Below are 18,729 nucleotides of genomic sequence, written 5' to 3' on the forward strand. Positions count from 1 at the left end.
TAGCAGTTACAGAGTCATAACGCTGTTTCCGGACTGTTATTTGTGCCCTGGTAAATAATTGACAAAATGTCACGGCAGGAACCTAACCATGGCAGTGAAAATAGATCGTAAAATCGTGGGCTACGCAGTAAAAAAGGCCGAAACTGAAGTCGTAGAAACACCGGTAAATGCGCCGGTTGAGATGAATGAGACCATCGAACGACCTGACTTTTTACTTGGCACCACTTATAAAATCAAACCACCAGTATCTGAGCATGCCATGTACATTACGATCAATGATATCGTATTGAATGAAGATACTGACCATGAAACTCGCCGCCCTTATGAAGTGTTCATCAACTCGAAGTCGATGGAGCATTTTCAATGGGTTATTGCCCTCACTCGAGTAGTATCGGCGGTATTCCGCAAAGGCGGTGATGTAACCTTTCTTGTAGAAGAGCTGGGCTCGGTTTATGACCCAAATGGTGGATACTACAAAAAGGGCGGTGTTTTCATGCCGTCGTTGGTTGCAGAAATTGGTGCCGTCATTGAAAAGCACATGAAGGCAATCGGTTTGATCGAAACGGATGAAATGAGCGACCTTACCAAACGCATCCTCGCGGAAAAACGAGCGGCATTCGAGTCCAAGCAATCCAGCTCAAGCAACGATTCCGACAGTAGCTACCCAGCCAACGCCACACTGTGCAAAAAGTGTTCTACCAAAGCAGTGATTGTAATGGACGGTTGCCAAACCTGCCTAAGCTGCGGCGACAGTAAGTGCGGCTAGCCGAATTTTTTGAGGATTCGTTGAGTAATTTCTGTCTAAACGATTCCTCAATTTCCAAAAATGGTAACAGCAAGGCGTCGTCCTTCGGCTTGACCGAAGGATTACCCGCTAGCGGCGCTCCCCGCCAAGCTTATCCGCCAGTTTTTTATCCATTCTCTTAAACAGTGGTCGCGTAAACTCGATTGCCGCCCCTGGTGCAGCACTCAAAAGCAAGCTGCCAAACACACCCACCGGACTGGAAACGCGGGAAGGCTGTTCTTCAATTGCCTTTACGATCCACCCGGCTGCTTTCTCCGGCCCCATCATACGCATGTGTTTATAAATTGCTGTTTTAGATGACATCGGGGTACGAACCATCGGAAAATACACAACAGTACCCACAATGCCGCGATCCCCCAACTCCGCAACCAGAGACCGGGTAAAGGACTCAAGCGCAGATTTACTCGCAAGGTAAGCGGAAAACAAAGGGATAGGAACCTGAGTTGAAAGCGTCGAAATATTTACAACCTGACCGCTCCCGTTTTCAAGAAAATGGGGTAATAAACGCAATGTTAAGTTTACTGCAGCGATGTAGTTGATCTGCATAGTGCGTTCATAGTCATGCAATCTATTCAGAGCTTCAAGAATTGGCCTGCGAATCGATCTGGCTGCATTATTCACCAGTACATCTACACGTTCGTGATCATTTAGAATTTGATCAACAACATCATTAAGTGAGTCTGGCTGGGTTAAGTCTGCAGGGTAATGAAATGCAGAACCTCCGCGCTTTTCTATACTATTCCTTACTCGCAGCAGCTCATCCTCTCTACGGGCCACAAGACAGACCTTAGCCCCTTTGTCGGCCAGCTGGATCGCTGCAACCTCGCCGATACCCGAAGATGACCCGGTTATGACGACTGTTTGCCCCCTCACATTTGAACTTGGTGTCAACTTAAATAGTTTTTGTAATGATATTGAATGCTGTACTGCCATAGAATTCTTTCTTTTGTAAAAAAGTGGATTGGAATTTTATTCCAATGAACAGGATAGTACATTCCAGACAATAATTTGCGGCGCTTCGTTTACAGGCTGCTAAACTGAGCAAAAAACCAACTGTTATTGAGAAGTAAAATGGCGAAATTTGAAGATACGTTTAAGAAAATCCAGTCTGATATTGACCAGTTTATCGGGCAATTCTGGCCCACTAAAAACCTCAAAGATCTATACGATCAATTTAATTCGTTGCGGGAAACCCAACTCGAACAAATTCAGGCACTACATGACGCCCAACAAAAACTGGCCAAAGACCTGCAACAACATTTTGAAGAAACGACCAATGCAGTACTAGCCGCACAACAGGAATTTCTGGACAAGGTACTGGCTCAGACCGTTTCGGCTGCCCAGCCCGATATCAAGACCTCGGAAAAACCTGCCGCGAAAAAAACAGCCCAAACTAAATCAGCTACCACACAAAAAACAGCTACGACCAAAGCGAATCAAACGGCCAAACAGAGCACAGCAAAGACCGGACGAAATTCGACCCAAAAAAATCCCGGCACTGAGAAAACAGAAACCGGCAAGACTACAACAACCTCTGCACCCCGTAAGCGGCGAACTACAACGCGCTCGACTAAAAATACCGCCGCAGACAACGCCACCAAGGCAAAAACTGAAAATCCAACCACGCCTTCGGCTGATAAAACTGCTGCAGAATCCCCTGACTCAGGAGCAGCACCTGAAAATCAGCGATGACAAGAACAGAAATGGTCAGCCTATACTCGTAGCGCTGACCTCTTCGCAATGACAAAACCAGAAGATTAAATCAGATCACTCTCACAAGCACGGCAAACATGACATAACCAAAGCCTATTGTCGTTGGCAGGAAACCTGCGCAGACCGCAATTCTACCCAAAACTGTCTCAGCCTGTCCCGCAGTCGGTTTGAAAGCCTTAACCAAAAACCCGAACGGATTGTACAAAACACCGACACAAAGCAGAACGATCACCCATTTGGGTAACTCAATACCAAGCCAGACCACCACAAGATAGGTAAATCCCAGCAATGCCGTCATAATTGTATAGTCAACGTGGGACCGGATCAGGTTATGCGGCGCAACAATTACTTTTTTCAGTGCATCCAACCGCCCATAGACAATCAGAGTAGCAAGCCAGGCTTCTAACAAGGAGATCAACATCGCCAATGCCGCAGTGGCTAACATCCAGGTTTCTGAGACCCCCTCAAAAATTGGTGTTATGGATAGATTCGGGATGACTACTTCAGACATAATACTTTCCGCCATACTTAATTTCATGTTGCGGCAAGTCTACTCAATAAGCGTGACCAAGACTTGTAATTTTAGGCTATATGCTTTTTTAAATATCGTGAGCACCAAAGGCCCCTGAATGAAAAAACGACTCCACATTCATCGAGATCATGCGCTGTTCATGGGCAATTTTGGTATCGCCCAACCTCACCGGCACGGTGCGCTTGTTTTGCTCATAGGCCTATCCGGATCAATCCGGGTTCAGCTGGAAGGTAACGAGTTGGTATGCTGCCGAAGCGCGCTTATCGATGCCAATGTAAACCACATGGTAGATTGTGTCGATGAACATGTTGCAGCCCTGTATTTTGAAATCGACAGTCTCTACGGGCGACAACTTAGACAGACATTTTTACAAAAACAGCACGCTGTATTCGATATTATCCGGACGGATTCTGTACACAGCGGGTACACAAACCGACTCATCACCCTTGACCTCGAAACCATCCTGAAACACCCTCTCACTGATCCAACAGATCATTTCGATTTACGAATCGCGAATTGTATGCAATTGCTCCAGCAGGATTATCCACGCATCTATACCCAAACAGATATCTCGAACCAGCTCGGCTTATCCAATTCAAGATTGAATCATTTGTTTAAACAACAAACTGGATTGGATTTTCGCCATTTCAGGCTTTGGTCGAAGCTCGCCAGTTTCATGCGGGATATTCACAACACAAAACAAATCACTCTCTCAGCCCTGAATACTGGGTTTAGCGACAGCGCCCATCTGAGCAACGCTTATCGCAAGATGTTTGGCATCAAGCCAAGTACTATACTGGCGAAGCTGGATGATTTTTCAGTGCATGAATGAGACTGAATCATGCCCCTACTCTGGTAAATTTATTGTGCAGGCTAAGATTCACTCATAGGTAGAACATTAAGCCACCTAACAGAGCTGTAGACCCAAACTGAATTTACCCGAATCACAGTCTCTTTTGGGGTGAGCACGTCCAGCATAACGCCCAAGAAAGTTAATCAATTTGCGCGCATTGAGCTTAGTTGCTTTTCGGTCAACGCGCATGATGCCGAGCATCGTATCGCAAAAAGTCACTGTGCAGCACATCGCAGCTTTTCGAGTGGATAGCACTTTGCCGAGTATGCGTTGTGCGCTGTGGCAAATAAAACGCTTCATGAGTGCCGCCGTAATCGCCGCCCAGATTAGCCCGGTTGCTATTGATTCCTTGCCGGTATCAAAGCACCGTAGATTGGCATAGGATTTCCACTCTTTGAATAACAACTCGATTTGCCAGCGAAGCCGGTAAGCCTCACTCACCTCGTCCAGAGAAAACTGCTCTTGAGGAAGGTTGGTTATCAGCCAGGAGAATTTCTTTTCCCGCTTGATCCAACAAGCAACCAATCTTGCGGTGATTGTGTGCTTTCCTTTTTTCCAGGAAACAATTAATTCCGTACGTTGTCGCTTGAACAGCTTGCCTTGCACTGTTTTCAGCGGCTTTCCCTTCACGTGCTTCAGCATTTTTCCATCTTCTCGATAAGCAGCCTCGACGACTGGATTAATGTTGTTCTTACACCGCGCGATATAAAACCCTCCAGTATCCTGCAAGTTCTGAAACCACTCCAGATCGAAGTACCCCCGGTCAAGCAGCAACAAACACCCGGATAGCGTTTGGGGCTCAGGGAGGTAGTCCCGCTCGCTGGCGGTATCGGGGGTCAACGAGATAGAACAGGGCTGATCTGCTAGAAGATCCATGGTCACTTGAAGTTCAACAGCGGCAGGGCTGATGGTTTTGAAACGACCAGGAAACGATTTCTTCAACGAGTCCTTCACAGCAAACGAGCTGCCATCCTGAATCAGAATCTGTTTGAACTGATGAAAAGAGTGGCCTTCTGGAAAAGCCAGAGAGGGTTGCAACCAATCTGTGAGGAGTGATGACAGTACTTCGCGCATAAACTCAGGAAACTCGGGCTTCGAAAATTGATTGTGAAAGGCCCGATAAGAGATATTGCTCTCCGACCACTCGCAGTACCGCCGCTGAATGTCTGCCACACTTTCTATGGTGCTCGAGGCCATCACTGCAACCAGGCATGTGACTAGATTAAAAGGCGTAATTCGTCTCTGCCGCACACAGAAATCTTCTTGTTTAGCGATTTCAGTAATTTTTTCTGGGTTGAGGGAATGGGTGAGTTTTTCAAGAAATGTGGTAAATTTACGCTGATTCATTCTGCTTTAGGGTCGGTAGTGTGTTTGACGACTAACAATCTACCTTATTGCAGGATGAATCCATATTAATATCATCAAGTTACCCTGCTTTTTTGCTTAATGTTCTACCTATGAAGATTCACTATGCTCCCTGCAAATCAGTTCAATATCACCAATTGACAGCGGCTCGTTGGTCAAGCCACAAAAAAAGGTATCGCCGGTAGCGGGCTTACAGTGCTTACACGAATTGCATACACCAAACCCCTTGGAATGAGTAGCCTGTTGCAGCGCCAGCAGTAGATGCTGAAGTGCAGGCTCTATTTCATCACCTAAATTAGCTAACGCCTCCTTAAAAACGGGTGGAGGCATACTGCTCGCCAGCACGCTTTTACCTTCAGCTGTCAGCAACAAATGCACAACTCGCTTATCTAAAGGGTCGGTCTGTTTTTCAATCAGCCCTTTAGACTCAATAACCCGAATCGTTTGCGACACGGTACCTTTTGTTAACTGCATATATTCCGTTACTGCGGCAGGTGTATTACTAAAACGATTACAGTGAAAAAGATAATAAAGCACCTCGATTTGCACCGTCTGTAACCCATGTTGGGCTCCGGCTTTTCTCTCTTCGGCCCTCAACAGGTTAGAAATACGCTCAATATAATCAAAAACCATTAGGAAAATCCCATCACATTTTTATGTATCGACTCGATACCATATTAACAAACAAACCCTTCACTATTTAAACTGCACACTAGTATCGAGTCAACACCATAATTCAAAGCAACTCTATGGGCTTCATTTTAATACAAACACGGAGAAACCTAACCATGAACCTAAGATCATCAACATTTGCTGCAGTATTCGGGTTAACCTTGTGCACTGGAACTCAGGCAAGTCCTGGTCATGAGGGACACATTCAAGCAACGAAAAACAAAGACGTAGCCCCTACATTTGATATCGTCCACGCAAAAATAACCCGAGATGGGGCAAACCTTGTTTTTCAACAACAGACAGCCGGTGAATTCGGTACAATCAAGCCGCAAAAGACTGGAAAATTGCCCGGCAGTGATGTATTCAGCTATGTTTGGCCAACTTCTCTTGATAGCTCAATTGTTGGTTTTGAACCGAAACAAGGAATTCTGGCATTGGTACTCACTACCCACCCGGACTTCGATGACACGCCAAAGTATGATGAAAACCGGGATGGAACTAATAACAACGACGGCAATGTCTGGCACAGTCATTGGGTCGTATTGACAGACGATACTCGCTGCGGGCCCACTGCACTCAAGGTTAAAGACATTCCAGAAGGGGCAACCCCCAAGCTACCATCCACCTGGCCGGGTTTGCCGTTGCTTTTAGATAGCCCCGGCTATGAACCCAATCTTAGCGGGAAAGAAGTGACCGTAAATGTGCCCATGAAGGATCTTGGCTTTCCCGACACATTTAAGTTTGATGGCGTTAGTGCAGGGTTACAGGTTAATGCCAACGCACATAATCCACTCTTGTGTGTGACAAAAGTGCACGACATTGCATCGGGTGACCTAAGTCTGCCGGGTTTTCTGCTGCCCGAACAAGTCGCTTCAAAATAACTGTTGTCTCCGACTGCACGGACTTGATTCAAAGTGACCCACTCTGCCCTACGGGGACGAAGGCAATGAGGTTGGGACGAGCAGGATGGTAGCCTGGCGCCTAGCTTGCGTTTTTCTGCAAGCTTAGGAGCGGCGAATGATGGCTAGAGTCTCTCTCCTGCGTCCTGTCTGCCAAGGACTCTCATTATTTCGACATCGCCACAAACACTACGCCGATACCCTTCTTTAATATGATCAACAGCTTGATACTTGAAAGGGACTTCGGCTATTTCTTCAAAGCGTTGGAAAAAGGCATGGTAATACTTCTCTGCCTGTTCTTCTGTGTATTCTTCACGCCCTCGCCAATAGATTCTTGCAAGGTCCATCTTTGCTTCATTACTTAGCCTGTATTGCCCCATTACGCCCCAGTCCGTTTTTGATTTCTTTCAATATGTCTTCCGGGCTTTGATCCGTAAAGCCACTTTGTTCGGCTTCTATCAGCTTGGCTCTAATCGCCGCTATTTCTGATTCAGACTCTTGTTCTCGTATCTGCCGTTCTCTGATAAGCTCTCGAACCACTTCACTTTCGTTACCAAAATGTCCGATTTCTATTTGTGACTTGATCCAGCTATCTTGCTGGTCTGTGACTGTAATACTCTTTTTCACCATTGCCATTGCCATGCTCCCAGTTGTCAAAACAATCATACTACTTAGTAGGATTATATACGCCATTCGTTTATTGAAATAGCCTAATGTTCTTTACTAAGTGCTTCTCCTATTGACTTTAAATTCGCCCCCGGATGGGTCGCACTGTGTATATCCTTCAACTTACCAATACTCAAATGCGTATAGCGCTGTGCCAAAACAATTGACAGGAACCTGTTTTACCAATATCCGCTTGCTTAATGTAATCCAGGATAATCGCCGTCAACTTATTCGGATGAAAGCCAAACGGCTTACCATTCGGCTTTCTGAAGTGGTACAGATGCCGTTGAAAACCTTCTAATACAGGTTTGGTGATGTCTTGCGGGCTATTGAGGCTAGGGGTTTTACACCATTCGTTAGACAATTGCAGGTCGACTTTTCTGGCTTCGACCGTGTTGAGGGAATAATTAAGCGCCCTAAATGCGTCTTTAACTGAGTGTTACCCCCAGTTGGTAACGTCTCGAATTTGTTTCCGTGTAAAGCGGTAGTCTTTCTGTTCCCCGAGGTTCTTTTACAAGGCGAAAGAAAATATTTTACTAATGTTTCAGATTAACTCGAAACGCAGATGTCATTGAAATCAGTACAGAAGGTAGGTTGACAGCAATGATACGGTATTGAGATTATATTGACGAAAATATCATTTGAAATGAGGACCAAGGATTTACTTAGAAACAAACCTGGTAAATTTGGAGGTTATGGTGACCTGGAATGGGACGCTATATTTTGGTCCCAACCTAGTCCCAAGGATTTCAAAAACCATTTAAATGCAAGGAGTTAAATGGCGGTGAGCCAGGGATTCGAACCCCGGGCGGGCTATTAACCCGCGGCGGTTTTCAAGACCGCTGCTTTCGACCACTCAGCCAGCTCACCGTTTTGAAAAACTGCCGTCCTGTGTGACAGCGAGGTGCATAATACAGTATTGAATTTTTGTGTCAACGGTTAATTTTATTTAACATTGAATAAAGTACTATTTATGTTGAATTTAGGGTTTACGTCATTATTATTAGCATTAACGGAAATCTTTTTTAATACACAACAAGGCGATAGCCAGGAGCTTGTTTCATATGAGTGACAATCGATTTACCAAGTCCGAGATGGACGCTTTGCTTAAACGCCAGGGTCCGGCAGAAGCAGCAGTGTTTAATACTGCCGCTGTCGCCAGCTCTGAAGAAACAAGCAAAGTACTGAAAAACACCTACATGCTGTTAGGCATGACCATTGCGTTCTCTGCTCTGGTTGCTTACATGTCCATGAGCATGCCACGACCAGGCATTATTATCACCTTGGTCGGCTTTTACGGCCTGTTCTTCCTGACCGCAAAACTGCGCAATAGCGTTTGGGGCATTGTATCCACCTTCGCTCTGACCGGTTTTATGGGTTACACACTGGGCCCGATTATTGGTATGTTTGCAGGTGCGGGCGCGATGCCAATCGTTGCCAATGCCTTGGGTATGACAGCATTGGTCTTTTTTGGCCTTTCTGCCTACGCACTGATCACGCGCAAAGACTTCAGCTTCCTTGCCGGTTTCCTGACTGCTGGTTTCTTCGTTCTGATTGGCGCGATGATCGTGAGCATCTTCTTTAACGTGCCGGGCCTTCATCTTGCGATTTCTGCAGCATTCTGCTTGTTCTCTTCAGCGGCGATCCTGTATGAAACCAGCAACATTATCCACGGCGGTGAACGTAACTATGTAATGGCAACGGTTGGCCTGTACGTTTCCATTTACAACCTGTTCGTGAGCCTGCTGAGCATCTTCAGCGCATTCTCCGGCGATGATTGAGAATTCTAATTTCTAGTGTTAAAGCCCCAACTGAGTTGGGGCTTTTTTATTTCTGTCAGTGACGTTCAAATGAAATTTTCCATTCTTGTTACCTGCCCTCCCCAGGCACAAGGCGCACAAAGCGCATTAAAGTTTGCCAAGGCAAGCCTTAACGCCGGTCATGAGTTGCACCGCATATTTTTCTATCAGGATGCCGTAAATCTTTCCAGTACACTGCAAATCATCCCCAGAGATGAGCACAACCTGAATGACGAATGGTCAGCATTCATCGCCGAATACAAACTGGATGCCGTGGTGTGCATCGCGGCGGCAGTCAGACGCGGTGTTTTAGATGAAAATGAAGCAAAACGCTACAATACGCAGGGCTACAACCTGTCACCACAGTTTGAGCTTTCAGGCTTGGGACAACTCGTTGATGCAATGATTGTCTCTGATCGGATGATTACTTTTAAATAAAAATTTACATTTTTAATCCGAGTAAATCATCAAACTAAATCGTATTGAATAATCGAGAAAGCGAATAATGCAAAGTGAGCCAGCCTTAATCAAGAAAGTACTGTTTATTATCCGTTCAGGCCCATTCGATGGTTTGAAAGCCCGGGAGGCCATTGACGCGGTGCTGGCTACAGCTGCATTCGAGCAACATGTAACTGTTCATTTTCAGGATGAGGGCGTCCGGCTTTTAAACAGGGACATGAATCCCGAGGCGCTAAAATCAAAAAACCTCGGCAAGATGATCAAAGCATTTGGCATGTATGGTGTCAGCTCAATATCAGTCAGTACTGGTGACTGTAAACGCTACAATTGCTCCCCGGAAAACGCAGTCACGACCTTTACAACTCTTGATCAGAATGGCGTCAGGGAGCTTATCGCAAACCAAGATGTTACACTTGTTTTTTAGTTTCCAGAACAATAGGCATGCAAATGAGCAACCTTTTTCTTTTTAATCTTTCCCGAAATCACAACGAAGACCTGAAGACCTGCCTGGAACTGATGAATAATTCAGACAGCCTGTTACTGCTGGAAAACGGAGTGTTCTGGACAGAAAAAGGCGCGATGACCGACGATATCCATAAACAGATATTGCACAAAAACTTGACCGTGTTCGCTTTGGATGAAGATGTGCAGGCTAGAGGGATAACCCCGATTAACGCAGTATCCGTTAATCTCATTGACTACTCGGGATTCGTGACTGTTGTAGAAGAACATCGACAAACCATTACTTATTAGACACACTATCACCTATTAGACAAACTATCACCTATTAGACAAACTATCGCCCATTAGACAAACTACCACCTATCAGACAAACTATTACCTATTAATAGCTGCAAGTTATCACAGGATCTACCTGCTAAAACGATTAACTCTTAACATTATGACCCAAGACCAGACACTAAACGATTCCCACCAGCAGAACAAAGCCATAGAACAGGACGATGAGGGTTACTTGCTTGACCTGGAATCCTGGACTGAAACGATCGCTAACGCAATCGCGCAGGGAGAAGGGATAACCCTCGGGGCCGAACATTGGGAAATAATTTATCTACTGCGTCGTTTCTACGAAGAATACGGGATCAGTCCGGTTATCAGAGTGTTGGTCAAGACTGTTAAAGAAGAGCTTGGTGCAGACAAAGGAAACAGCATATATCTAATGCAACTGTTCCCGGGGAGCCCAGCCAAACTCGCGGCTAAAATAGCGGGACTACCCAAACCAACAAATTGCCTGTAAGCTGAAATCAATCACCTTCCGCAACCCGTCGTATAGAGCCAAGAATATGGATAAAAGTGCCTCAAAACGCACCTATGATGAACACCCTTTTGCCCCTTACGTCAGAATATTGGGAAAAGGTAAAAAAGGCAGCCGCTCACTCACGCTCGATGAAGCGCGAACAGCAATGAGTATGATACTCAACAACGAAGTTGAGGAATTACAGCTTGGTGCATTTCTGATGCTCTTGCGGGTTAAAGAAGAAACGCCAGAAGAGCTTGCCGGATTTGTTCAGGCCGCCAAAGCACATTTCAACGCCCCGGCCAACCTTAACGTGGATCTCGACTGGTCGTCCTATGCCGGAAAGCGCAGACATGCCCCCTGGTTTTTATTGAGCATATTTCTACTGGCTCAAAACGGACACCGGGTATTTATTCATGGTGCGGGCGGGCACACCGTTGGCAGGATGTATACCGAGAGCGTTTTGAACGAATTGGGCTACCACAGTGCACAAACCTGGTCAGACGTTGATAGCCAACTCAATCAGAACGGATTTAGTTATATGCCACTGGCAAACCTGTGTCCGGAACTGGATCGAATGATTAATATGCGCTCTGTACTCGGCCTGAGATCTCCTGTTCATTCTTTATCCAGGCTTTTGAATCCTTTGAATGCGAAAACAGTGCTCCAAGGTATTTTCCACCCGCCTTACAGCGATTTACATCAATACGCGGGCCAAATTCTGGGTTACGGACATGTCGCGGTAATAAAAGGAGAAGGTGGCGAAATTGAACGCAATCCGGACAACGACATGATTGTAAAATCATCACAGTCCGGTGAAGTATCAGAAGAACTATGGCCTGCCCTGTTCGAACGACGTCACGTCAAGGGAGATGATATTTCGGGACAAACACTTAGAGAAGTATGGCTCGGAGACAAGGAAGATGAATATGGAGAAGCCGCAGTACTGGGAACAACTGCACTCGCCCTGAAAGCGATGGGCCACAGCCTTTCCCAGGAACAAGCACTTAATACTGCTCGAAACTGGTGGGACAACAGAGAGACCAAGCTCCCAGGCTAAAGACGCTTAGAACCTAGAATCTCATAGCGCCATTTGGCGCTCGCATCGCTCAGTAGCGGTATCCCTGGGTCAAAACGGTAAGATCAGGGTCTGTCATTGAAAAACGAACTCAGACCACCTTCTACCAAACCGGACCCCGCTTTAACCATCGTGCGGGTTGTTTCCCGTACGGTTGTTTTCGGGATATCACGAAATGATTCAGCAAGCCCTTTCTTCACACCTTTAGCGATTCGTGCTTCAACATCGCTGGATATTTCACGAATCTCGGCAATTTTCTGATCCATTGCAGGAGCAACCACTTTAAGAAACAATACATAGATCGCTGCAGCAGTTAAAGCACTGCTCAACACAGCTGTAGCGACTACGATAATCATAATATCAGCCACAAACATCTCCCCTTGTTGGTATTAGAAGAAAATCAGCCAGTTCAACAACCCTGCAACCGCGCCTAAAACACCGCCGATGAGCATTAACTGCCACTCTTCTTCCTGAAATGCAGGCCTTAACACATCCTGAAACTCTCTTGGTGAGAGTGCCGACATCCGTTGCTCAATCACACTTGCAACAATTGGCGCCCTGCTCTGATTGAAAGTAACATCATGAAAGGGCTCCGTCGAGACTTCAATCGCTTTTTCCTGTAACGCTTTTTTCAACTCGGCATATCCTGTGGTACCAAACGACAACTGCGTGACCAAGCGAAGTATGCCTGCCTGATCCAAAGCCGGTCGAATATGCTTTTGAATTATTGATCTAGTACGATCGGCATTGTTGCCAAACACCATACTTCGGGCGACTTTCTCAACCGTGATCAATTCCTCAGCAACGAGCCGACTCCACACCTTGGACACATCACTTTGCCGACGGAGAAACATGCCCTGAATTTTAAAACCGAGCAAATAACGGGGATTGAGGGGACGGAAGATAACATTTAACGCCAACCAGTTTGTCAGAAAGCCGATGAAGAACCCTCCCAATGGGAGAAGCCAATTTGTCGGATAATTCACCCACAATGGCACCATAATCAAACCAAAGAGAACACCCCACCAGGCCCCGCTTTTTACAATAAAATCAAACTCCGCATCTCCTGCCTCCTTGAAGATTCTTACCATAAGTTCACGGTTGTTCTTCAATTCACCGACAAACAATTCTTTCAAATCGACAAGATCACTTAGCTCTTCACCAAAGTCCGCTACCAGGGCTTCGATACGTTTGGGTAACTGTTTTCGCGCCCATGCATACACCTTTTCACGCACGGTATACGGTAAATTCTCCCACAATACAGCGTGTTTCTCGTACATAATCTCATCGATATATTCCTCCAGACGAGGATCCGTTTGCTCGATGATATGACGCGTAATTTTTTCCGGCTCAAGTTTCAGGAATACGTCCTGAAGATTACCAAATCGAGCCACCGTACGATCAACCGATATCGCGGCCATTTTTGCAGATTTACGGGGAATAATGCCCTGCCAGCCGAGTTTCCCGATACCGATAAAGTTGAGAGGAAAAAAGGTGAGCTTGATCGCCAACCAATTGGTCGTCCACCCAACTATCGCAGCGATTACGGGAATCGACAATAACTGGTATAAATTGGGATGATTGAGTACCGCAGTAAGATTGAACTCCATTACCTTTCTCGATCATTGAAAAATCGGAATTTTATCTATTTTTTTTACAAATTGTACGGTTTAATCGACAAAAATTAAAAAAAGTGTACTTAAGTACACTTTTTAGAAGAGAATTGCACAACTTGCCAACAATTCCACCGTTTTTTGATCGCCATTTGAGCTACCCTCGCACACCACTGCTCGCACCCCCACTGATAGGGACGAGCCTCACGAATGGAAAGCGCCTTACGACTAGAAAGGATCTCAGGGAAGGCGCGTGAATTTTAAAAACAATAACGACAAAGCTTGGGGCCTAATGATACCCGAGTATATATCACGCGCAAAAATAAGCTCGGGAATACTTAAATGACCGATTTGGTAGCCCACCAAACCCATCATTGATAATAAGCATTATCCGTTACGGAGTGATCGGTAACATCACGAACCCCAGTCAACTCCGGGATCATTTCTTTCAGCTTCTTCTCCACGCCTTCCTTCAAGGTCAGACTTACCGCGCTACATCCCTGACATCCCCCGCCAAATCGGAGGACAGCGGTGGCACCATCAATCTCCACCAAAGTGACTTCTCCACCGTGGGAGGCAAGCCCTGGGTTGATTTCCGTTACGAGCAAGTAATTCACCTTTTCAGACAAGGGAGAATCTTCGGCAATATTGGGCACTTTGGCGTTTGGCGCTTTTATCGTCAATTGGCCACCCATGCGGTCTTTATCGAAGTCAACGAAAGCATCTTTGAGGTATGGCAAACTAGCACTATCCAGATAGATCGTAAGCGCTTCGAACTCCATCTTCTCGTCGTCGATAACAATGTCTTCAGGCTTACAATACGCCAGGCAGGTTTCAGCATATTTGGAACCCGGCTGGGACACAAACATGCGCACAGCCATACCTTCCACATCTTGTTTGTTCAATAAGTCGCCAAGGTAAGTCTGTGCAGCTTCAGTTACTGTAACCATGTATTTATCCATTTTCAGATGTTTTATCATTAAATCGAAACATTTCACATAACCGACATTTTACGGAAAGTTTGTCTAGCAATAAAGCCCTACTTAAACACTGGGTTTTACCTGCTCGACCACTTGAACTACTTACACATTCGCATGTCAATCCATTCTTAACCGGGAAAACAGCGTCAAATAGCGCGATACCAAGGCCAGAACTTTACACAAGTCTCACCATTAGAGAAGAAAAGATCTAACTGTTCTGTTAAAATAACCGCCTTTTATTTTGCCATCGACTGTATAAACCAGACCAATAACACTGAATATTTGGAACGTCACGCATGAGTAACCGCGCACAACGTATCGCCCAACTACATGAAGCCCTGAAGCATCGCATCCTGATCCTCGATGGTGCGATGGGTACGATGATTCAAAAGGCGAACCTATCTGAAGAAGACTACCGGGGCGAGCGTTATCGTGATTATCACCGAGATGTTAAAGGTAATAACGATCTGCTTTGTATCACCAAACCGGATTTAATCGCCAGAATTCACCGGGATTACCTCGATGCTGGCGCGGACATCATTGAAACCAACACGTTCAATTCTACAAAAGTATCCCAGGCGGACTATGGCCTGGAAGAATTAGTTCACGAGTTGAATTTTGAGGCCGCCCGTATTGCCCGCGAGGAAGCAGACCGAAAAACTGCAGAGACGCCGGATAAACCCCGCTTTGTTGCAGGCGCGGTGGGCCCGACTTCCCGTACTGCGTCGATCTCACCTGACGTGAATAATCCGGGCTACCGGAATGTCTCTTTTGATGAGCTCGTCGAAAACTACTATTACGCGGTCAAAGGCCTGGTTGAAGGCGGTTCAGATATCATTCTGATTGAAACCATTTTCGACACTCTAAACTCCAAAGCCGCCGTTTACGCGACAGAGCAATACTTTCAGAATCACGACATTCACCTCCCGGTGATGATATCAGGCACCATCACAGATGCTTCAGGGCGAACCCTCTCCGGCCAGACTACAGAGGCATTCTGGTACTCGCTCGCTCACGCCAAGCCATTATCCATCGGATTAAACTGTGCGCTCGGGGCCGATGCTCTGCGCCCTTATGTTGAAGAATTGGCGACAAAATCAAATACACTGGTCAGCGCGCACCCGAATGCGGGTCTCCCCAACGAGTTCGGGGAATACGACCAGACTCCGGAAGAGATGGCCGACATTGTTGAAGGCTTTGCATCAGACAACCTTATTAACATTCTTGGTGGCTGCTGTGGCTCCACGCCGGAACACATAGAAGCAATCGCCAGACGAATCGAGAAATACCCTCCTCGACAAATCCCGGAATTGCAATCTGCAATGAACCTGTCCGGTCTCGAGCCGTTCCGGATCACCCGCGAATCGCTCTTTGTAAACGTCGGCGAACGAACGAATGTTACCGGCTCTGCGCGCTTCTTGCGCCTGATCAAAGAGGAGCTTTACGAGGAAGCGCTTGATGTCGCACGGCAACAAGTTGAAAACGGTGCCCAGGTCATCGATATCAACATGGATGAAGGGATGCTGGATTCCGCAGAGGTAATGTGCACATTTTTGAATCTGGTTGCCTCCGAACCTGACATTTGTCGCGTCCCTATCATGGTTGACTCCTCCAAGTGGGAGGTTATTGAAGCCGGCCTTAAGTGCATCCAGGGTAAAGCCATCGTAAACTCCATCAGCTTGAAAGAAGGCGAAGAGCAGTTTATCAGTCATGCTAAAACCTGTTTACGCTATGGTGCCGCTGCGGTAGTCATGGCGTTCGATGAAGAAGGGCAAGCAGACAGCATTGAGCGCAAGATCGAAATTTGTAAACGATCTTACGACACGCTGGTCGCGATCGGTTTCCCGCCAGAAGATATTATTTTCGACCCGAATATTTTCGCCGTTGCAACCGGGATTGATGAGCACAACAATTACGCCGTCGACTTTATCGAAGCCACGCGCTGGATCCGGGAAAATCTGCCCGGAGCAAGTGTGTCGGGAGGCGTGAGTAACGTTTCGTTTTCCTTCAGGGGCAATAATCATGTCCGTGAAGCCATTCACTCGGTGTTCCTCTACCATGCGATTAAAGCGGGCATGAACATGGGTATCGTCAACCCTGCCCAATTGATCATATATGATGAAATCGAGCCCGAACTGAAAGAACGAGTAGAAGATGTTGTCCTGAACAAAAGACCTGACTCGACGGAAAGACTACTGGAGATCGCTGAAAATTATCGCGGTGATGCAGCCAAAAAACCGGAGGAAGACCTCGCCTGGAGAGAGCTGCCTGTCAATAAGCGACTGGAACACGCTCTGGTCAAGGGCATTACGACCTTCATCATTGAAGACACCGAGATCGCACGGCAAAACGCCGCGCGCCCGATTGAAGTCATCGAAGGCCCGCTCATGGATGGCATGGGTGTCGTCGGTGATCTGTTTGGTGATGGCAAAATGTTCCTGCCCCAAGTGGTAAAAAGCGCCCGGGTGATGAAACAGGCCGTTGCCCACCTTGTGCCTTTCATTGAGGACGAAAAAGGTGCGCACACCAAAGCCAAAGGGAAGATCCTGATGGCCACGGTAAAAGGTGATGTGCACGATATCGGTAAAAATATCGTCGGCGTCGTACTGCAGTGCAACAATTATGAAGTCATTGACCTGGGCGTAATGGTACCCTGCGAAACAATCCTGCAAACGGCGATAAAAGAAAATGTCGATATTATTGGCTTGAGCGGCCTGATCACCCCTTCTCTTGATGAAATGGTACACGTCGCCAAAGAGATGCAACGCCAAAACCTGTCCATTCCATTGATGATCGGTGGTGCGACAACGTCTAAAGCCCACACTGCAGTTAAAATCGAGCCTCAGTATCAGAACGACCTCGCCATTTACGTATCGGATGCGTCCCGCAGTGTTAACATAGCAACCCAGCTGATCAGCGATACACTGAAAACAAATCTGGTTGAAAAAACCCGAGCGGAGTATATTGAGGTAAGAGAGCGACGCGCACAGCGCAGTGATAAAACACCATTACTGACCTATGATGCCGCAATCCAGCGTGGTTTCAATCCAGACTGGGATAATTATACCCCCCCTACGCCGGCATTTACTGGTGTCAAAGTTTTTGACGACTACCCGCTGGAAGAACTGGTCGAATACATTGACTGGACACCGTTCTTCATTTCCTGGGATATTTCTGGAAAATACCCAAAAATATTTGATGATTCTGAAAAAGGTGAAGCAGCGCGAACCTTGTTCAATGATGCGCAAGCCATCTTGAAGCGCATTATTGATAACAAATTAATCAAAGCATCCGGCGTGATCGGTTTCTGGCCTGCAAATCGCGTTGATGCCGATGACATTGAGGTGTACAGCACAGAAGATGGATCACCTGTTGCCACCCTGCACCACCTTCGTCAGCAAACCAACAAAAATACGGAAAAACCCAACTATTCGCTTGCTGATTTTATCGCACCAAAAGCATCAGGCAAAACCGATTATGTCGGCGGTTTCGCAGTCACAGCAGGCATTGGCGCTGAAGCACTTGCGGCTGAATACGAAGCAAAACACGACGACTACAGCGCAATTATGGTAAAAGCACTGGCTGATCGACTAGCAGAGGCTTTTGCAGAGCGTATGCATGAGCGGGTGCGCAAAGAATACTGGGGTTATCAGCAAGACGAGCACCTCAGCAACGAAGAATTAATCAAAGAGCGCTATGTTGGAATCCGACCCGCGCCTGGCTACCCGGCCTGTCCGGATCATACCGAAAAGACCACGCTGTTCAACCTGCTTGAAGCCACAAGCCATACCGGTATTGAACTCACTGAGCACTTTGCCATGACGCCTGCGGCATCCGTAAGTGGTTTTTACTATTCTCATCCGGAATCCAGTTATTTCGCCGTAGGTCGGATCAACAAGGATCAGGTTGAACGTTACGCAAAACGAAAAGGCATGACGGTCAGCGAAACGGAACGGTGGTTAGCCCCGAGCCTTAATTACGACGTTTAAATTTTTGCGGGGTGCGCACAAGACCTATATCACTGCTTCTTATTAGGTTAG

Annotated in this window: 20 protein-coding genes and 1 tRNA gene; 11 read left to right on the forward strand and 10 right to left on the reverse strand. The window is 46.6% G+C overall.

What is annotated here, in order from left to right; genetic code table 11:
- Positions 1 to 88: 88 nt before the first annotated feature.
- Complete coding sequence (locus OLMES_RS14810) at positions 89 to 766, forward strand: TSCPD domain-containing protein (protein WP_087461976.1); 678 nt, start codon at positions 89 to 91, stop codon at positions 764 to 766.
- A gap of 108 nt (positions 767 to 874) precedes the next feature.
- Here OLMES_RS14810 and OLMES_RS14815 read toward each other — a convergent pair whose 3' ends face one another.
- On the reverse strand, positions 875 to 1,738 hold the full coding sequence (locus tag OLMES_RS14815; protein ID WP_087461977.1) for an SDR family NAD(P)-dependent oxidoreductase: 864 nt from the start codon (positions 1,736 to 1,738) through the stop codon (positions 875 to 877).
- Positions 1,739 to 1,876: 138 nt separating this feature from the next.
- Here OLMES_RS14815 and OLMES_RS14820 point away from each other — a divergent pair, with 138 nt between their 5' ends.
- Positions 1,877 to 2,497, forward strand: coding sequence for a hypothetical protein (locus tag OLMES_RS14820; protein ID WP_087461978.1), 621 nt, complete (start codon positions 1,877 to 1,879; stop codon positions 2,495 to 2,497).
- Between the two features lie 70 nt (positions 2,498 to 2,567).
- Here the strand turns inward: OLMES_RS14820 and OLMES_RS14825 are convergent, their stop codons facing one another.
- Positions 2,568 to 3,029 (reverse strand): hypothetical protein, encoded by a 462-nt coding sequence (locus OLMES_RS14825; RefSeq protein ID WP_157678321.1) that lies wholly within the window; start codon positions 3,027 to 3,029, stop codon positions 2,568 to 2,570.
- Positions 3,030 to 3,147: 118 nt separating this feature from the next.
- On the opposite strand from OLMES_RS14825, the gene OLMES_RS14830 reads away from it, so the two are divergent.
- On the forward strand, positions 3,148 to 3,882 hold the full coding sequence (locus tag OLMES_RS14830) for an AraC family transcriptional regulator (protein WP_087461980.1): 735 nt from the start codon (positions 3,148 to 3,150) through the stop codon (positions 3,880 to 3,882).
- A gap of 75 nt (positions 3,883 to 3,957) precedes the next feature.
- Here the strand turns inward: OLMES_RS14830 and OLMES_RS14835 are convergent, their stop codons facing one another.
- On the reverse strand, positions 3,958 to 5,250 hold the full coding sequence (locus OLMES_RS14835) for an IS4 family transposase (RefSeq protein WP_087459477.1): 1,293 nt from the start codon (positions 5,248 to 5,250) through the stop codon (positions 3,958 to 3,960).
- Between the two features lie 108 nt (positions 5,251 to 5,358).
- A complete protein-coding gene (locus tag OLMES_RS14840; RefSeq protein WP_087461981.1) occupies positions 5,359 to 5,901 on the reverse strand; it encodes a MarR family winged helix-turn-helix transcriptional regulator in 543 nt (180 codons plus the stop codon).
- Between the two features lie 155 nt (positions 5,902 to 6,056).
- Between OLMES_RS14840 and OLMES_RS14845 the strand changes: the two genes are divergently transcribed.
- Positions 6,057 to 6,821, forward strand: coding sequence for a hypothetical protein (locus OLMES_RS14845; protein ID WP_087461982.1), 765 nt, complete (start codon positions 6,057 to 6,059; stop codon positions 6,819 to 6,821).
- Between the two features lie 143 nt (positions 6,822 to 6,964).
- Here OLMES_RS14845 and OLMES_RS14850 read toward each other — a convergent pair whose 3' ends face one another.
- From OLMES_RS14850 to OLMES_RS14860, 3 genes are all read right to left on the reverse strand, one after another.
- On the reverse strand, positions 6,965 to 7,186 hold the full coding sequence (locus tag OLMES_RS14850) for a type II toxin-antitoxin system RelE/ParE family toxin (protein ID WP_232465116.1): 222 nt from the start codon (positions 7,184 to 7,186) through the stop codon (positions 6,965 to 6,967).
- A 10-nt stretch (positions 7,187 to 7,196) separates the two neighbouring features.
- Positions 7,197 to 7,475: a type II toxin-antitoxin system ParD family antitoxin gene (locus OLMES_RS14855; RefSeq protein ID WP_087461984.1), complete on the reverse strand. Its 279-nt coding sequence runs from the start codon at positions 7,473 to 7,475 to the stop codon at positions 7,197 to 7,199.
- An 809-nt stretch (positions 7,476 to 8,284) separates the two neighbouring features.
- Positions 8,285 to 8,375: transfer RNA gene (locus OLMES_RS14860), tRNA-Ser, on the reverse strand.
- 194 nt (positions 8,376 to 8,569) lie between these two features.
- On the opposite strand from OLMES_RS14860, the gene OLMES_RS14865 reads away from it, so the two are divergent.
- The 6 genes from OLMES_RS14865 (at position 8,570) to OLMES_RS14890 (ending at position 12,078) form a co-directional block, all read left to right on the forward strand.
- The gene (locus OLMES_RS14865; protein WP_232465117.1) at positions 8,570 to 9,286 is read left to right on the forward strand and encodes a Bax inhibitor-1/YccA family protein; all 717 of its coding nucleotides are present in this window, start codon (positions 8,570 to 8,572) and stop codon (positions 9,284 to 9,286) included.
- Positions 9,287 to 9,355: 69 nt separating this feature from the next.
- Positions 9,356 to 9,742 (forward strand): sulfurtransferase complex subunit TusD, encoded by a 387-nt coding sequence (gene tusD, locus OLMES_RS14870; RefSeq protein WP_087464499.1) that lies wholly within the window; start codon positions 9,356 to 9,358, stop codon positions 9,740 to 9,742.
- A gap of 67 nt (positions 9,743 to 9,809) precedes the next feature.
- Complete coding sequence (locus OLMES_RS14875; protein WP_087461985.1) at positions 9,810 to 10,187, forward strand: DsrE family protein; 378 nt, start codon at positions 9,810 to 9,812, stop codon at positions 10,185 to 10,187.
- A 23-nt stretch (positions 10,188 to 10,210) separates the two neighbouring features.
- On the forward strand, positions 10,211 to 10,516 hold the full coding sequence (gene tusB / locus OLMES_RS14880; RefSeq protein WP_157678322.1) for a sulfurtransferase complex subunit TusB: 306 nt from the start codon (positions 10,211 to 10,213) through the stop codon (positions 10,514 to 10,516).
- Positions 10,517 to 10,664: 148 nt separating this feature from the next.
- A complete protein-coding gene (locus OLMES_RS14885) occupies positions 10,665 to 11,018 on the forward strand; it encodes a TusE/DsrC/DsvC family sulfur relay protein (protein WP_087461987.1) in 354 nt (117 codons plus the stop codon).
- A gap of 46 nt (positions 11,019 to 11,064) precedes the next feature.
- On the forward strand, positions 11,065 to 12,078 hold the full coding sequence (locus tag OLMES_RS14890; protein WP_087461988.1) for a glycosyl transferase family protein: 1,014 nt from the start codon (positions 11,065 to 11,067) through the stop codon (positions 12,076 to 12,078).
- Positions 12,079 to 12,161: 83 nt separating this feature from the next.
- On the opposite strand, the gene OLMES_RS14895 is transcribed toward OLMES_RS14890, so the two are convergent.
- The 3 genes from OLMES_RS14895 to nfuA form a co-directional block, all read right to left on the reverse strand.
- A complete protein-coding gene (locus OLMES_RS14895; RefSeq protein WP_157678323.1) occupies positions 12,162 to 12,464 on the reverse strand; it encodes a hypothetical protein in 303 nt (100 codons plus the stop codon).
- Positions 12,465 to 12,485: 21 nt separating this feature from the next.
- Positions 12,486 to 13,706, reverse strand: a complete 1,221-nt coding sequence (locus tag OLMES_RS14900) for a DUF445 domain-containing protein (protein ID WP_198342992.1) — start codon at positions 13,704 to 13,706, stop codon at positions 12,486 to 12,488.
- 374 nt (positions 13,707 to 14,080) lie between these two features.
- Positions 14,081 to 14,659 carry a Fe-S biogenesis protein NfuA gene (nfuA, locus tag OLMES_RS14905; RefSeq protein ID WP_087461990.1) on the reverse strand — a complete coding sequence of 193 codons (579 nt, stop codon included), beginning with the start codon at positions 14,657 to 14,659 and terminating at the stop codon, positions 14,081 to 14,083.
- A gap of 326 nt (positions 14,660 to 14,985) precedes the next feature.
- Between nfuA and metH the strand changes: the two genes are divergently transcribed.
- Complete coding sequence (metH, locus tag OLMES_RS14910; RefSeq protein WP_087461991.1) at positions 14,986 to 18,678, forward strand: methionine synthase; 3,693 nt, start codon at positions 14,986 to 14,988, stop codon at positions 18,676 to 18,678.
- Positions 18,679 to 18,729: the final 51 nt, after the last annotated feature.

It is taken from the genome of Oleiphilus messinensis, from assembly GCF_002162375.1.
GTDB classification, from domain to species: Bacteria; Pseudomonadota; Gammaproteobacteria; order Pseudomonadales; family Oleiphilaceae; genus Oleiphilus; species Oleiphilus messinensis.

Bases quoted from the DNA above. Each gene is read 5' to 3' on its own strand.
- OLMES_RS14820 (WP_087461978.1), top strand. From the start codon at position 1,877: ATGGCGAAATTTGAAGATACGTTTAAGAAAATCCAGTCTGATATTGAC.
- OLMES_RS14815 (WP_087461977.1), bottom strand. From the start codon at position 1,738: ATGGCAGTACAGCATTCAATATCATTACAAAAACTATTTAAGTTGACA.
- OLMES_RS14890 (WP_087461988.1), top strand. From the start codon at position 11,065: ATGGATAAAAGTGCCTCAAAACGCACCTATGATGAACACCCTTTTGCC.
- OLMES_RS14835 (WP_087459477.1), bottom strand. From the start codon at position 5,250: ATGAATCAGCGTAAATTTACCACATTTCTTGAAAAACTCACCCATTCC.
- OLMES_RS14830 (WP_087461980.1), top strand. From the start codon at position 3,148: ATGAAAAAACGACTCCACATTCATCGAGATCATGCGCTGTTCATGGGC.
- OLMES_RS14855 (WP_087461984.1), bottom strand. From the start codon at position 7,475: ATGGCAATGGTGAAAAAGAGTATTACAGTCACAGACCAGCAAGATAGC.
- tusD (WP_087464499.1), top strand. From the start codon at position 9,356: ATGAAATTTTCCATTCTTGTTACCTGCCCTCCCCAGGCACAAGGCGCA.
- OLMES_RS14865 (WP_232465117.1), top strand. From the start codon at position 8,570: ATGAGTGACAATCGATTTACCAAGTCCGAGATGGACGCTTTGCTTAAA.
- metH (WP_087461991.1), top strand. From the start codon at position 14,986: ATGAGTAACCGCGCACAACGTATCGCCCAACTACATGAAGCCCTGAAG.
- OLMES_RS14840 (WP_087461981.1), bottom strand. From the start codon at position 5,901: ATGGTTTTTGATTATATTGAGCGTATTTCTAACCTGTTGAGGGCCGAA.
- OLMES_RS14845 (WP_087461982.1), top strand. From the start codon at position 6,057: ATGAACCTAAGATCATCAACATTTGCTGCAGTATTCGGGTTAACCTTG.
- OLMES_RS14885 (WP_087461987.1), top strand. From the start codon at position 10,665: ATGACCCAAGACCAGACACTAAACGATTCCCACCAGCAGAACAAAGCC.
- OLMES_RS14825 (WP_157678321.1), bottom strand. From the start codon at position 3,029: ATGTCTGAAGTAGTCATCCCGAATCTATCCATAACACCAATTTTTGAG.
- nfuA (WP_087461990.1), bottom strand. From the start codon at position 14,659: ATGGTTACAGTAACTGAAGCTGCACAGACTTACCTTGGCGACTTATTG.
- OLMES_RS14900 (WP_198342992.1), bottom strand. From the start codon at position 13,706: ATGGAGTTCAATCTTACTGCGGTACTCAATCATCCCAATTTATACCAG.
- OLMES_RS14850 (WP_232465116.1), bottom strand. From the start codon at position 7,186: ATGGACCTTGCAAGAATCTATTGGCGAGGGCGTGAAGAATACACAGAA.
- OLMES_RS14810 (WP_087461976.1), top strand. From the start codon at position 89: ATGGCAGTGAAAATAGATCGTAAAATCGTGGGCTACGCAGTAAAAAAG.
- OLMES_RS14875 (WP_087461985.1), top strand. From the start codon at position 9,810: ATGCAAAGTGAGCCAGCCTTAATCAAGAAAGTACTGTTTATTATCCGT.
- tusB (WP_157678322.1), top strand. From the start codon at position 10,211: ATGAGCAACCTTTTTCTTTTTAATCTTTCCCGAAATCACAACGAAGAC.